The sequence below is a fragment of the Pseudomonas migulae genome, assembly GCF_024169315.1.
Taxonomy (GTDB): Bacteria; Pseudomonadota; Gammaproteobacteria; order Pseudomonadales; family Pseudomonadaceae; genus Aquipseudomonas; species Aquipseudomonas migulae_B.
Map to the genome: position 1 here is coordinate 3,873,003 of NZ_JALJWR010000001.1, position 14,772 is coordinate 3,887,774.

Annotated in this window: 12 protein-coding genes; 2 read left to right on the forward strand and 10 right to left on the reverse strand. The window is 60.1% G+C overall.

Features of this window, described 5'->3' with window-relative positions; genetic code table 11:
• Positions 1–101 precede the first annotated feature (101 nt).
• Positions 102–1,502 carry a dihydrolipoyl dehydrogenase gene (gene lpdA, locus J2Y86_RS17805; protein WP_253434115.1) on the forward strand — a complete coding sequence of 467 codons (1,401 nt, stop codon included), beginning with the start codon at positions 102–104 and terminating at the stop codon, positions 1,500–1,502.
• Between the two features lie 53 nt (positions 1,503–1,555).
• Here lpdA and J2Y86_RS17810 read toward each other — a convergent pair whose 3' ends face one another.
• Positions 1,556–2,029 carry an Lrp/AsnC family transcriptional regulator gene (locus tag J2Y86_RS17810; RefSeq protein ID WP_253434118.1) on the reverse strand — a complete coding sequence of 158 codons (474 nt, stop codon included), beginning with the start codon at positions 2,027–2,029 and terminating at the stop codon, positions 1,556–1,558.
• A 144-nt stretch (positions 2,030–2,173) separates the two neighbouring features.
• On the opposite strand from J2Y86_RS17810, the gene J2Y86_RS17815 reads away from it, so the two are divergent.
• On the forward strand, positions 2,174–2,803 hold the full coding sequence (locus tag J2Y86_RS17815) for a LysE family translocator (RefSeq protein ID WP_253434121.1): 630 nt from the start codon (positions 2,174–2,176) through the stop codon (positions 2,801–2,803).
• Here the strand turns inward: J2Y86_RS17815 and J2Y86_RS17820 are convergent, their stop codons facing one another.
• From J2Y86_RS17820 to J2Y86_RS17860, 9 genes are all read right to left on the reverse strand, one after another.
• The gene (locus J2Y86_RS17820; RefSeq protein ID WP_253434124.1) at positions 2,804–4,927 is read right to left on the reverse strand and encodes a hypothetical protein; all 2,124 of its coding nucleotides are present in this window, start codon (positions 4,925–4,927) and stop codon (positions 2,804–2,806) included. It abuts the gene before it with no gap.
• Entirely contained in the window at positions 4,914–6,110 is a 1,197-nt protein-coding gene (locus J2Y86_RS17825) for a DUF3142 domain-containing protein (protein WP_253434127.1), read from the reverse strand. Before J2Y86_RS17825 ends, J2Y86_RS17820 begins: the two co-directional genes overlap by 14 nt.
• Positions 6,111–6,152: 42 nt before the next feature.
• On the reverse strand, positions 6,153–8,183 hold the full coding sequence (locus tag J2Y86_RS17830) for a pyridoxamine 5'-phosphate oxidase family protein (protein ID WP_253434130.1): 2,031 nt from the start codon (positions 8,181–8,183) through the stop codon (positions 6,153–6,155).
• A 63-nt stretch (positions 8,184–8,246) separates the two neighbouring features.
• Positions 8,247–8,873: a glutathione S-transferase family protein gene (locus tag J2Y86_RS17835; protein ID WP_253434133.1), complete on the reverse strand. Its 627-nt coding sequence runs from the start codon at positions 8,871–8,873 to the stop codon at positions 8,247–8,249.
• Positions 8,874–9,003: 130 nt separating this feature from the next.
• On the reverse strand, positions 9,004–9,906 hold the full coding sequence (locus J2Y86_RS17840) for a LysR family transcriptional regulator (RefSeq protein ID WP_253434137.1): 903 nt from the start codon (positions 9,904–9,906) through the stop codon (positions 9,004–9,006).
• A gap of 79 nt (positions 9,907–9,985) precedes the next feature.
• Positions 9,986–11,818: a glutamine--fructose-6-phosphate transaminase (isomerizing) gene (gene glmS, locus J2Y86_RS17845; protein WP_253434140.1), complete on the reverse strand. Its 1,833-nt coding sequence runs from the start codon at positions 11,816–11,818 to the stop codon at positions 9,986–9,988.
• A 1-nt stretch (position 11,819) separates the two neighbouring features.
• Positions 11,820–12,596 (reverse strand): DeoR/GlpR family DNA-binding transcription regulator, encoded by a 777-nt coding sequence (locus J2Y86_RS17850; protein WP_253434143.1) that lies wholly within the window; start codon positions 12,594–12,596, stop codon positions 11,820–11,822.
• A 225-nt stretch (positions 12,597–12,821) separates the two neighbouring features.
• A complete protein-coding gene (gene glmU / locus J2Y86_RS17855) occupies positions 12,822–14,189 on the reverse strand; it encodes a bifunctional UDP-N-acetylglucosamine diphosphorylase/glucosamine-1-phosphate N-acetyltransferase GlmU (protein ID WP_253434145.1) in 1,368 nt (455 codons plus the stop codon).
• Positions 14,190–14,305: 116 nt separating this feature from the next.
• Positions 14,306–14,731 (reverse strand): F0F1 ATP synthase subunit epsilon, encoded by a 426-nt coding sequence (locus J2Y86_RS17860; protein ID WP_007969909.1) that lies wholly within the window; start codon positions 14,729–14,731, stop codon positions 14,306–14,308.
• Positions 14,732–14,772: the final 41 nt, after the last annotated feature.

The following is a 14,772-nucleotide window of genomic DNA, read 5'->3' on the forward strand; positions in this document are numbered from 1 at the left end:
GCCTTGACCGAAAGACCGGGAAGCGCACATATTACGCTCGTAATTTTATCTACGGACTACGTTTATCCAGCCCGATTCCCATTCAATCCAGGAGCAAATCCATGAGCAGCTATGACGTCGTGATTCTGGGCGGAGGCCCCGGTGGTTACAACGCAGCAATCCGCGCCGGCCAGTTGGGCCTGAAAGCCGCTTGCGTCGAAGGCCGCGCCACCCTCGGCGGCACCTGCCTGAACGTCGGTTGCATGCCGTCCAAGGCGCTGCTGCATGCGTCCGAACTGTACGACGCCGCCATGGGCGCGGAATTCGCCAACCTGGGAATCGAGGTCAAACCCACGCTCAACCTTGCGCAAATGATGAAGCAGAAGGATGAAAGCGTGGCCGGGCTGACCAAGGGCATCGAGTTTTTGTTTCGCAAAAACAAGGTCGACTGGATCAAGGGTTGGGGGCACATCGACGGCCCGGGCAAAGTCACGGTAACGGATAGCCAGGGTGGCAAAACCGAGTTGAGCGCCAAGGACATCATCATTGCCACCGGCTCCGAACCCACTCCCCTGCCTGGCGTAGAGATCGACAACCAACGCATTCTCGATTCCACCGGTGCACTTTCTTTATCCGAAGTGCCCAAGCATCTGGTGGTCATTGGCGCCGGGGTCATCGGCCTGGAATTGGGTTCGGTGTGGCGACGTCTGGGTGCACAGGTGACCGTCGTCGAATTTCTCGACCGGATCTGCCCCGGCGTGGACGCTGAGGCGGGCAAAACCCTTCAACGTTCGTTGAGTAAACAAGGCATCAGCTTCAAGTTGAGTTCGAAAGTCACCAGCGCCACGACCTCCGCCAATGGCGTGCAACTCAGCGTTGAACCCGCGGCGGGGGGCACTGCCGAGCTGCTGGAAGCCGATTACGTGCTGGTGGCCATCGGGCGCCGGCCTTACACCCAGGGTTTGGGCCTGGAGAACGTCGGCCTTAACACGGATAAACGCGGCATGCTTGCCAACAAGGGCCATCGCACTGAAGCGGCCGGCGTCTGGGTCATTGGTGATGTCACGTCCGGGCCGATGCTCGCGCACAAGGCGGAAGATGAAGCCATGGCCTGCGTCGAGCAGATCGTCGGCAAGGCCGGCGAGGTCAATTACGACCTGATTCCCAACGTCATCTACACCCGCCCGGAGCTGGCCAGCGTCGGCAAGACCGAAGAGCAACTCAAGGCTGAAGGCCGCGCGTACAAGGTCGGCAAATTCCCGTTCACCGCCAACAGCCGGGCGAAGATCAACCACGAGACCGAAGGATTCGCCAAAGTGCTGGCCGATGAGCGCACCGACGAAATCCTCGGTGTGCACCTGGTGGGTCCGAGTGTCAGCGAAATGATTGGCGAATACTGCGTGGCCATGGAGTTCAGCGCCTCCGCGGAAGACATCGCGCTGACTTGTCATCCCCATCCGACCCGCTCCGAGGCGTTGCGCCAGGCGGCGATGAATGTGGAGGGGATGGCGACGCAGATGTAGCTTCTCTCGCCTGATCGTTCCCCCGCTCTGCGTGGGAACGATCTTGACTGGGTCTAAAGCGGCAAATGCTCTAAAGGCAACGCCCCCGGCGTTTTCACCGTGTGAATAGCAAAGTTGCTGCGGATGTCACTCACGCCCGGCAACTTCAGCAAACTCCCGGTAAGAAAGCGGTCATAAGCACGCAAATCCGGCACCACCACTTGCAGCAAAAAATCCGATTCCCCTGACACCAGAAACGCCGAAATCACCTCGGGCAACGCCGTCACGGCTAGACGAAAAGCCTCGGCCTGCTCATCGTTGTGACGCTCAACCTTGACCCCGACAAACACCGTCAGCCCAAGCCCGACTTCATCGCGATCCAGATTGGCCTGATAGCCGCGAATCACCCCCGCTTCTTCAAGCATTCGTACCCGGCGCAGGCACGGCGACGCGGACAGACCGATCTCATCAGCCAATTGCACGTTGCTCAACCGACCATCCCGCTGCAGGGCCGCGAGAATCTTTCGATCATAAGCGTCGAGTTTCATGTTTGGCAGATCCTGCTGGTTGAGTGGTCATCCGATGGCAGGTTATGCCAAACAAAGACGCTTTAAAAGCAAACTACGCAACCACCTGCCCTGACCTTCCGCCCTAGACTGGCCCTACCGAATCGACAACGAATGGGGTGCATCGTGGCAGGACTCTGGCTGTTTTTCATGGCACTGGCGGTGGTTTACCTGTTGCCCGGCCCGGACATGATTCTGCTGCTGCAGACCGGCGCACGCCAAGGCAAAGGCGCGGCGCTGGCGACGGCCGTGGGTTTGGGCATCGCGCGGGGTTGCCACGTGTTACTGGCGGCATTGGGGCTGGCGGCGCTGTTCAAGGCGGCGCCCTGGACTTTCGACGTGGTGCGCCTCGCCGGGGCCGCATACCTGTTGTGGATCGGCATTCAGTGCCTGCGAACCACGATGCTGCCGAACCTCAACGGTGCAGACGCGGCCTGTGGAAAACCACGTTGGCGCGAGGCGATCCAGCGCGGATTGCTGACCAACCTGCTTAACCCCAAGGCGCTGTTGTTCTGCTCGGTGCTGTTGCCGCAGTTCATCGATCCGCACGCAGGACCGGTACTCGCTCAATTCGCGACCCTGGGTGTGGTGCTGGTCGGTGTCGGTTTGTTGTTCGACAGCGCCTACGCCTTGGCGGGCGCCGCGCTGGGCCGCTGGCTGCAACGCAGTCCTTCGGCCCAACGCTTCCAACAATGGCTGTTTGGTAGCCTGTTGATCGGTTTTGCGGTGCGACTGACCTTTGTTCAACAGGCCTGATCAGCGGCGTGCCTTGCGCTTGTGACGATTGATCAGCAACAGCGCGAACGCTGTAAATACCACCACACCGCCCACTTCCAACCATTTTTTGTAAGGGCGCAGCGGCGCCCGTATCGAACTCAACGCCTGGGTGACGTAACGTTTGTCTGCGTTCTGGAAGTCTGGATAAGGGCATCGCTCGCCGAAGAACAATGCCCAATCCACGTAGGGGCCTTCTTTGACGTAACGTTGATAGAAGGCAGTTTTTTCTTCCTGACCCGTGTTCCACCCCGTCGCCGCACACAACACCGCCGCAAAGGCCTGACTGGTATGAGGCAAGTTATCGGCGGCGCGGTTGGCCAGCGCATTGGCGACATAACGGTAGTGGTAACGCTGATCGGGTTGAGCCGCGCTGGCCTGCTGACGCTTGACCTCGTCTTCAGCCACTAACGGGCCGACCTTGAGTTCGGTGCTTTCGAGGCTGTAATTGCCCCCGAACGTGGCGTAATCCGGAGACATCTCGTAGCCCAACAGCTCCATACCATTGAAACGGGCCACGGTCGCGGCATTGTAGAAAGCGAATGCACGTTTGCTCGGCCACCATTTCGATTCGGCGTCGTGGCGCAACTGCCCGTACCACGTAGCCTGTTGCTGCAATTGAACGCTATCGAAGTACGCCGGGGCTTCGTCGTAACGCTCCTCACGCAACAATCGCCGCGCCAGCACGTTGCGCAACTTCGCCGCGACCGGCAGCGGCACGTAATTGTCGCGATCCTGCTGAGTCAGCGGCGGCGGTGCCGGCACCTGAGTATCGACATAATGCTTGAGCTCATCGACGGTCAGCACGCGTTCGGCAACGGTCGCGGCGTCGAACCAGTAAATGTCGTTGCTGCGATAGAGCTGATCGAACGCCTGCAGATAATCCCCGCGTTGCAACGCCAGGATCGCGCTTTCGCCTTCGACCCGGCACTTGGGCTGAAGCGATTCAAAGTCCCAGTCCGGCGTACGCCGCTCACCCCAGGACTCATTCTGCGGAAAGGCCTGAGCCGCTTTGGCGTACGCCGCGGCGGCAGCGGTTTTATCGCCCTCGCGCACCGCCAGTTTCGCCCGCAGCCACCACGCCAGGCCACCGTCGCCAGCGTGCTCCAGGAAAGCCTTGGCGCTGGCGTAGTCACCCTGTTGATAATTCATCGCTGCCAGTCGATCGGCGTTATCCAGGCTGCCGCGGGTGCTGGCTTGCAGTAACTTGATCAACTTTTGTTCGGTGGGTGGTTGATCACCAAATGACCAACCCAACCGGCTGATCAGGGACGCCGTGACCAGTTGCTGCACCGGTTTGCCCTTGAGCAACGCGGACAGTTGCTCATCGGGCATCTCCGTCAGATCCGCCACCAACAGTTTCAGCGAGGTATAACCCACCGCTGAACCGTGGAGGTTTTGCGTGGCATAGAGCTCAATGGCCCGATTCCAGTCGCCCGCCGTGCGCGCCACGCGTGCTTCTTCACCGAGGCTGGCGACGCCCAGCTCCAGCGGATCGCTGAAACCGTCGATGCTCAGTTGCCGAGTCTGCTCGAAGGCTTTGCGCGATTGCGTCAGCAGGTCGGGCGTCGCGTCGGCTTCGGCGCTCATGGCAAACAGCGCACGGCCCAGCGAATACGCGGCCCAGGTGCTGCGCAGCGCGCGTTGATCCGTCGGTAGCGCCAGGACTTTCTGGAAGTAGTCAGCGGCCAATCCATGATCACCCGCGTTGAACGCCACGGCGCCCGCCAGATAGAGCCTGAGTTCAGTCGGCAGATTCGTGCCCTGTGCTTCAACCTGATGAGCATCGGTCAAACTGCGCAACTGTTTGACCTGCGTTTGCTGCTCTACGGTCAAACCCGCCTGCTCGGCCTTGTCCCGCTGCTCGGCGTAGTCGGACGGGTCCATGCTGCTGTAGACGACTTCGGTGACATTCTTCAGACCCGCAATTGCATGTCCGAGACGATTGATCTCGAACTGGAAATTGCCTTCCGGCAGCTCCGCCAGCGACTGACCCCGGTTGTCGAGCAGGCGCATGGGGAAATCCGGCCCGCAGGCCAATGCCGAACCCAGCGGCAAGCTGAAGCTCAGACAGAGCAAATGGCGGGGCCAGTTACGGGTGAACATTCAAACCTCCTTGATCAATGTTTGCGCAACGCGCCCAACCGATGGCGCGCTGCCCGCCAGCCGGAATACGACCGTCGCGCAGGCGGGTGAAGGTAAGCAGATCCGGGCTCTGTTGCAACGCATAACCGGCCAGGGCATCGGCGCCCTCACAGCCTCGCACCGCGAGTGTCAGGCGTTCGGGCCACGCGCTGTCGAGGTTGCCTTGATTGCTGATGCTGACGTCATAGAGGCTGTCCTGCGCCGAGAGTTTCAGCGTCAGGCGACTGTCGAGGGGGTCGCCGCGGGCTACGGCGCCCAAGGTCGTCAGGCTCCAGGCCCGGCGATCATTGGCCAGGGGCAAGCGAAACCAGATCAGCCCGGTCAGGTGCACCGGCGGATCGTTGCGCAACTCAGTGGCCAGCGTGCGCAGTTGCTGCGGATCGGCCAGCAGTTCCCGACGTTCGCCGCCGCGCTCAACCGGCACTTCACTCTCCACCAGCGGTGCGCCGCTGGTCTGCGGCAGCAACGCCACGCCATACGCCGGCAGCGCCAGATAAAAAGGTTTCGAAGTGATACGACTCCAGGCCCTCGCCCATTTTTGCGCCTGATCCGGATCAAACAAGCCCCTGCGCGGATCGCTCACCGCATGCACCTGCAACACGCTGCTATCGACTGTGGATAACAACGCCGGCAGTTCGGGGCTGTCGAGCCAGGCAGGTAACGCTGTAATACTGAGCGGCATGGAGGCCGGAAGAACCGCGCGCAACGCCGTGAGGAATTTCCGATACGCCGGTAGGCGGGAGCTGCCGGCATCGTGGTCGATTTCCACACCGGCGAGGATCAACCCCTGCGCTTGCCAATCACTGAGCACCTGGCGGATCTGCGCGCTAACCTCGTCCTGGTCCAGCGACTTGAGCTGGCCATCGAGACGAATCACCGCGATCAGCGGCCGACCATCCTGTTTGAGCAACGCCGCATCGATGCGCGCCCGGCTCCAACCTGCTCGGGGGAAGGCCTGCAACGCCAGCACTCGCAGAGTGGAAAAGTCAGCGCGACTGTCTTTGAGTGCGGCTTCGTGGGCGGGCGTCCATTGCCGTTGCCAGACGTAGAGTTGCTGATCGAGCGGCGGCGCATCCTGTCGTTCGCAACCGGCAAGCAGCGCCACCATCACCAACAAACCCGACAGGCGAGCGAGAAAAACCATAAAGCATCCTTTGTAGCTGCTGAAGGCAGCGTCCGTCAGATGCTACAGGTCGAGCACCAAAGGCTGCGCGCCCTGCGCCGGAATCGCACAACAAATCAGAACGTGTCCTTCGTCCGGCACTTCTGCTGGCGGCTGTGGATAATTCACCTGGCCGCTGACCAGGCGAGTCTTGCAGGTCCCACAGGAACCACCGCGACAACTGAATTCCGGCCGCAAGCCACGGCTTTCCGCCAACTCCAGCAAACTGCCGCCATCCGGTTGCCAGCGGGCTTCCTTGGCCGAGCGCTGAAACACCACGGGCACCGAGTTGGTTGCGGCGGGCGGTTGCTCGATGACCACCGCGTCGGGGTCCGGCTGACGACGCAAGGTCGACGGGCCGAAGGTCTCGGCGTGAATCCTGCTGTCACGGATGTCCAGCTCCCTAAGGCTGTCATACAGCCCTTGGGTAAAACCGCCCGGGCCGCAGAGGACAAAATCCAACTGATCGTAGTCCTCCACTTCAAGGATGGACTGGAGCAAAGCTGTGTCGATCCGTCCGGTCAAATCAAAGTCTTCACCCTCGTGAACATCGGCCTCCGGCTGACTGAGCAGACGCAGCACCCGCACCGATTCACCCGCACTCTCGAGCAAGCGATCCAGCTCGGGACGAAACGGTTGATCGGCCAGTGTGCGTGAACTCTGCAAAAACAATGTAGGGCGAATGTGCCGGGTGCGCAGGCCTTGATACACCACCTCCCGCACCATCGACAGCAAAGGCGTAATGCCGACGCCGGCCGCCAACAGCACCAGTGGCCGACGTTCATGGGTTGCCACGGTGAAATGCCCTTGAGGTGCGCGGGCTTCCAGCAGATCACCGACACGAACCTGCTCATGCAGGTGTGAAGACACCAGCCCTTCACGCTTCACGCTGATACGGAAAAAGTCATCGGACGGCGCGCTCGACAGGCTGTAAGTGCGGATATGCACCTCACCGCCAATGTTGAACCGCAGCGGTAAATGCTGCCCGGCCTGAAACACCGGTAACCCGGCGTCATCGGCTGGTTCCAGATAGATCGAGCGGATGTTGTGGCTTTCCGCTTCAATCCGCACGACCCGCAGCGGCCGCCACCGATCACCCAGCGCCTGGGCATGCAGACGGGCGTTAGCCTGCTCCCAGGTGCCGGTCAGCAGACTGGTCGGTGACACGCCATCGAAGCGCCAACGCAAAGCCAACGCTGCGGGCCGACGCACTACCTGCTCCACTTCGAATGTCCACAGACGCTCGGCACCTTGAAAGGCTTCGACCTGCGGGCCTTCAAGAATGACTTCGGTACGACCGCTGAGGTGCAGCAGGTCGCCCGAGTTGAAATCGATAAACAACAGACCTGCACGCGGATTGATCAGCAGGTTGCCCAAGGTATTGAAGAACAGGTTGCCGGCGAAGTCCGGGATCGTCAGGCGATTGCCTTCCACCTGTACGAAACCGGATTGGCCGCCACGGTGTGAAACATCCACTGAACGCTGGCCATCGACCTCCACATAACTGGCGACGAAAAAGGTGTCGGCGCCGGTGATCACGGCTTTGGCCTCTTCATCCAGACCGTCCAGGTGTTGCGCAATGCGCGTCGCTGGATCCGCCAGCGGCACCGAGCGAAACTGCCGTAATTGAATGTATTGCGGACAATTGCCGAAGGACTGTTCGACCTTTACCTCGAAACCCTTTGCCGTTACGGCGCCGACACGACCGTTGATACGGTTGCGCCGCCGCGTATGCAGTTCAATCCCCAGCAAGCCTATCGCCGCGCCATCGATCAATTGCGCAGGATCATCAGCTCCCGGCATGCTGCTGAACTGCAACGCACCCGGCTCGGGCGAGTGAGCGAAACCTGGTGGCCCTTCAAGAATGCTGGCCCAAGGGTTACCGTCCGCATCCACCGCGCCGTACAGCATGAACGGCAGTTGCTCATAGAATGTACGGTGCTGGTCCGGCATCTCGGTGCGAACCACCCTACGGCCCAACGTCTCCATTCGCTCGGCAACACCGACGTGTGCCTGCATCTGTTTTTCGCCAGCGTGCCAAGGTGAACGGTCCATAACGGCTTCTCCCCTGCGCAATAGACGCAGTGTGAACGGCCCGACAATGTCGGGCCGCAAGCATCAGGCAGTTTTTTGCAGGCCGGTGACGGTGCGCGGCATGCCGACAAAACCAGGCAAGGCTTCGATACGCGCCAGCCAGGCCCGTACATTGGCGTAGTCCTCGAGCGACACGTTGCCCTCGGGCGCATGGGCGATGTAGCTGTAGGCCGCGACGTCGGCAATAGTGGGTTCGCTGCCGACCAGATAGGGCGAATCAGCCAATTCCTGATCGATCATCTTGAGCCAGATGTGGGAATACGCGATCACTTCCTCAGCGTTGTAAGCCGCACCAAATACAGTGATCAGCCTTGCTCTGGCGGGACCAAACGCAATGGGCCCAGCAGCAATCGACAACCAGCGCTGAACCTTGGCGGCGCCGACCGGATCGGCTGGCAGCCAGCGCCCGTTGCCGTATTTCTGCGCCAGGTAAACCAGAATCGCATTGGAATCCGCCAGCACCACACCCTGATCGTCGATGGCTGGCACCTGCCCGAACGGGTTGATCGCCAGGTACGTTGGCTGTTTATGCTCGCCCTTGGCCAGATCGACAAAGATCAGCTCGGTCGGCAGTTGCAGCAGGGACAGCATCAATTCCACACGATGAGCATGGCCAGAGCGCGGGAAGTTATAGAGTTTGATCGCTTGCATGGTCGACTCCACTGGGTGGTGGTGCCGTCCAGGACAGATCAGCACCGATGGCCGCTATCTTCCACCCGCAACCAAAACAACAGAATAACCAGCAAACGCAATCTATTATTTCAGCCAGTGCAATAAACCGTCAGCCCTGCAAGCCCGGGTGTTCCCGCAAGGCTTTCACTGTGAAGTCCACAAAACTGCGAATCCGCGCGGGGGCGTTGCGTCCGCCCTGGTAGACGACATGGATGGGCAGTGGTGGCAGTTCGAAGTCAGCCAATACGATCTCAAGCTCCCCGGACGCGACTTTACTGGCGACTTGATAAGACAGGACACGGGTGAAGCCCAGCCCCAGGCTCGCGGCGGTAATGGCCGCCTGATTCGCCGTCACCACCAGACGCGGTTCCGGTCGAATATTCAGCGGCTCTCCGGCTTCAAGGAAGGGCCAGCTTCTCATCTGACCGATAGCGGACGTTGCAATAACCGGTGCCCGGGTCAGATCCTGAGGATGCAACGGTCTGCCATGAGCCTTCAGAAATTGTGGAGAAGCACAAATCACCCGTCGCACTTCACCGACACGGATCGCATGCTGATTACTGTCGGGCAACTCACCGATGCGCACGGCCACATCGATCCCCTCTTCGACCATGCTCACCACTCGATCAACCAGCAGCCCGTTGATGCAGACTTCAGGAAACTGTGTCAGATAACTCACCATCACGGGCGTGACAAACAACTCACCAAACAACACCGGCGCCGTGATCGTCAGTTGCCCACGGGGTTCCGCGTGACTGCCCGCCGCGGAATCCTCCGCTTCCTGCACCTCGGCGAGAATTCTCCGACAATCCTCAAGATACCGCTGACCCGCCTCGCTCAAATGCACACTGCGGGTGGTCCGCGTCAGCAGCGACGTGCCAATGCGTTTTTCCAGCGCAGCCACGGCACGGGTGACACTGGCCGCCGACAGGCCCAACCGTCGCGCCGCCGCCGAGAAACCTTGTTCCTGCGCGACGGCAGCGAAGACCTGCATTTCCTGGAATCGGTCCACTGGGGCATGTCCTCGTTTCAGATAAAAAAAATCGCAACCGGAGGCTGCGATTTTAATTGTTCGATCAGCTGTGGATAACTTATTCCACCGTCACCGACTTCGCCAGGTTACGTGGCTGGTCAACGTCAGTGCCTTTCAACACTGCAACGTAGTACGACAGTAACTGCAGCGGAATGGTGTAGAGAATCGGCGACAGGATGTCGTGGATGTGCGGCATGTGCACAACATGGGTGCCTTCGCCGTTGGTCATGCCGGCTTGCTCGTCGGCGAAGACGATCAGTTGGCCGCCACGGGCGCGGACTTCCTGGAGGTTGGACTTCAACTTCTCCAGCAACTCGTTGTTCGGCGCCACGGTCACCACGGGCATGTCGTTATCCACAAGCGCCAACGGGCCATGTTTCAACTCGCCAGCCGGATAAGCTTCGGCGTGGATGTAGGAGATTTCCTTGAGCTTGAGTGCCCCTTCCATCGCCACCGGGAATTGTGCGCCGCGACCGAGGAACAGCGTGTGGTTCTTCTCGGCGAACAGCTCGGCGATTTTTTCCACGGTGCCGTCCATGGCCAATGCTTCACCCAAGCGGGTTGGCAGGCGACGCAGTTCTTCGACCAGCGTGGCTTCGACGCCTTTGGCCAATGTGCCGCGAACCTGGCCCAAGGACAGGGTCAACAACAGCAGGCCGACCAGCTGAGTGGTGAAGGCTTTGGTGGAGGCCACGCCGATTTCGCGACCGGCCTGGGTCAGCAGAGTCAGATCGGATTCACGCACCAGCGAGCTGATGCCGACGTTGCAGATGGCCAGGCTGGCGAGGAAGCCCAGTTCCTTGGCGTTGCGCAACGCAGCCAGGGTGTCGGCGGTTTCGCCGGACTGGGAAATGGTCACGAACAGGGTATCGGGCTGCACCACCACTTTGCGGTAGCGGAATTCGCTGGCGACTTCGACCTGGCACGGAATGCCGGCCAGTTCTTCGAGCCAGTAACGGGCAACCATGCCGGCGTGGTAGCTGGTGCCGCATGCGACGATCTGCACGTTACGCACTTTGGCGAACAGCTCGGCGGCCTGTGGACCGAAAGCCTGCACCAGCACGCCGTTCGGGCTCAGACGACCTTCAAGGGTGCGTTGCACAACGGCCGGTTGCTCGTGAATTTCCTTGAGCATGAAGTGGCGGAATTCGCCCTTGTCAGCCGCTTCGGCACCATCACGGTACTGCACGCTTTCACGGGTGACGGCTTTGCCGCTGACGTCCCAGATCTGTACGCTGTCGCGACGAATTTCGGCGATATCGCCTTCTTCCAGGTACATGAAGCGGTCGGTGACCTGACGCAGGGCCAACTGGTCGGAGGCGAGGAAGTTTTCCCCAAGACCCAGACCGATCACCAACGGGCTGCCACTGCGGGCAGCGACCAGGCGATCCGGTTGATCGGCGCTGATCACGGCCAGACCGTAAGCACCGTGCAGCTCTTTAACGGTGGCCTTGAGCGCCACGGTCAAGTCCTTCAGATCCTTGAGTTTGTGGTTCAGCAGGTGGGCGATGACTTCAGTGTCGGTGTCGGAGGTGAACACGTAACCCAGCGCCTTGAGTTGTTCGCGCAGGGCTTCGTGGTTCTCGATGATGCCGTTGTGCACCACCGCCAGGTCACCAGAGAAATGCGGGTGCGCATTACGCTCGCACGGCGCACCGTGTGTGGCCCAGCGAGTGTGGGCAATACCGAGGCGACCGATCAGCGGCTCGGCTTCGAGTGCCAGTTCCAGCTCGCTGACTTTGCCGGGGCGACGCATGCGCTCGAGCTTTGCGTCATTGGTGAAGACCGCCACACCGGCGCTGTCATAACCACGGTATTCCAGGCGCTTGAGGCCTTCGAGCAGGATGGCGGTGATATTACGTTCTGCGACTGCGCCGACAATTCCACACATGCTATTTCTCCTGACTGACAACCGCGCATATCAAAGTGATGCCGCGGGCCTGAATCTGATCCCGTGCCTCACGTGGCAGGCGATCATCGGTAATAAGGGTATGGACACTGCTCCAGGGCAGTTCCAGGTTGGGAATCTTGCGGCCGATCTTGTCGGCCTCGACCATTACGATCACTTCGCGGGTGACATCGGCCATGACCCGGCTCAGTCCCAGCAATTCATTGAAGGTGGTGGTACCGCGCACCAGGTCGATGCCGTCGGCACCGATGAACAACTGGTCGAAATCGTACGAGCGTAGAACCTGCTCGGCGACCTGCCCCTGAAAGGATTCGGAATGCGGATCCCAGGTGCCGCCCGTCATCAACAACACCGGTTCGTGTTCGAGTTCGCTCAGGGCGTTGGCAACGTGCAGGGAATTGGTCATCACCACCAGGCCTGGTTGTTGACCCAGTTCGGGGATCATCGCCGCGGTGGTGCTGCCGCTGTCGATGATGATTCGTGCATGCTCGCGAATCCGCGTGACAGCAGCGCGGGCGATGGCCTGCTTGTATTTGGAAACGGGCTGACCGAGATCGGCCACCAATTCCTGAGGCATGGTGATGGCGCCGCCGTATCGGCGCAGCAACAAGCCATTGCTTTCGAGTGCTGCCAGATCCTTGCGAATCGTAACTTCCGAGGTTTCGAAGCGCTTGGCCAGCTCATCCACACTGACTTCGCCCTGCTCATTGAGCAAGGCGAGGATATTGTGGCGGCGTTGAGGCGTATTGCGTTTCGACATGACTGGGTAAGTATCGATTCGAAAGATAACGGAAGCAATCAAAACCTATCAGCGAAACTTCGTCAAGCGGGAGGCGACAAAAAGATCTGTGGATAAAAGCTTCGCGGGCAAGCCTCGCTCCTACAGGTCAGCGTAGTCACCCATTATGTGAACAACCTAAACCCGTAGGAGCGAGGCTTGCCCGCGAAGGCGATCTCACGAACGCCGTAAACACTTGTGGATAACTCAGCTCTTCTTGATCTTCTCCGGCCGCTTCCAGCCGTCGATGTTCTTCTGGCGTGCACGGCCCACCGCTAATTGTGCGTTATCCACATTCTGCGTAATGGTCGATCCGGCAGCGGTGGTTGCACCGCTAGAGATATCCACAGGCGCCACCAACGAGTTGTTGGAACCGATGAACACATCTTCACCCAAGACGGTTTTCCACTTGTTGGCGCCGTCATAGTTGCAGGTGATGGTGCCCGCGCCGATGTTGGTGCGTGCGCCGATTTCGGCATCGCCCAGATAGGTCAGGTGACCGGCCTTGGCGCCTTCGCCCAGATGCGCGTTTTTCAGCTCGACAAAGTTACCCACATGGGCGCGAGCCTCCAGCACGGTACCGGGACGCAGACGGGCGAACGGCCCGGCATCGCTGCCTTCACCCAGGATCGCGCCTTCGATGTGACTGTTGGCCTTGATCACCACGCCTTTACGCAGCGTGCTGTCCTTGATCACGCAGTTCGGACCGATCACCACGTCATCTTCGATGACGACTTTGCCTTCGAGGATCACGTTGATGTCGATCAGCACATCACGGCCGACGGTGACTTCACCGCGCACGTCGAAACGCGCCGGGTCACGCAGGGTTACGCCTTGAGCCATCAAACGACGACCCGCGCGCAATTGATAGTGACGCTCGAGTTCGGAAAGCTGCTTGCGATCGTTAGCGCCCTGCACCTCCATGGCGTCATGCGGCTGCTCGGTCGCCACCACCAGACCATCGCTGACCGCCATGGCAATCACGTCGGTCAGGTAGTACTCGCCCTGGGCGTTGTTGTTGGAGAGACGACTCATCCAGCCGCCCAACTGCGCAAATGGCAGCGCCAGGATGCCGGTGTTGCCTTCACTGATCGCGCGTTCGGCTTCGTTGGCGTCTTTCTGCTCGACGATGGCCGTGACCTTGCCGTCGGCATCACGGACGATGCGGCCATAGCCCGTCGGGTCGTCCAGTTCGACGGTCAGCAAGGCCAATTGCTGCGGCGCAACCTGATTGAGCAGGCGCTTAAGGGTTTCGACTTCGATCAACGGCACGTCGCCGTAGAGAATCAAAACGGTGTCGGACTCGATGAATGGCACGGCTTGAGCTACCGCATGGCCAGTACCCAGCTGTTTGTCCTGCAGGACAAAATTCAGGTCATCCGCCGCCAGACGCTCTCGAACGGCATCGGCACCGTGGCCAATCACCACGTGGATGCGCTGTGGATCAAGTTGCCGCGCGCTGTGGATAACATGGCCAAGCATCGAATTGCCGGCAATCGGGTGCAGCACTTTCGGCAATGCCGAGCGCATACGAGTGCCCTGACCAGCAGCGAGGATAACGATTTCAAGAGACATGACTGGCTACCAATCCTGAGTGGTCAGCGACTGTGACCAGGTTATGAAATTCGGAAAAGAAAAAAGGGTAGCCGAGGCTACCCTTTTTAATCAATCGCGCAACAAGTGATGGCCTGTTAGTGGCCGAACTTCTTGCGGATCTGCTGGACGGTGCGCAGCTGAGCTGCAGCCTCGGCCAGACGTGCGGCAGCAGAACCGTAATCGAATTCCGCGCCCCGCTCATGCAAGGCCTTCTCGGCAGCCTTAACGGCTTCCTGAGCGGAGGCTTCGTCCAGGTCGGCAGCACGTTGCACGGTGTCGGCAAGAACCTTGACCATGTTCGGCTGAACCTCGAGGAAACCGCCGGAGATGTAATACACCTCCTCTTCCCCGCCCTGCTTGACCAGGCGGATCGGGCCAGGCTTGAGATTAGTGATCAGCGGCGCGTGGCCCAGGGCGATACCAAGATCACCGAGTGCACCGTGCGCAATCACCATCTCGACCAGGCCGGAAAAGATTTCTCCTTCCGCGCTGACGATATCGCAATGGACTGTCATAGCCATCTGATTGCCTCAACCTAAATTAGCGCCCGTTGCCGGGCGCC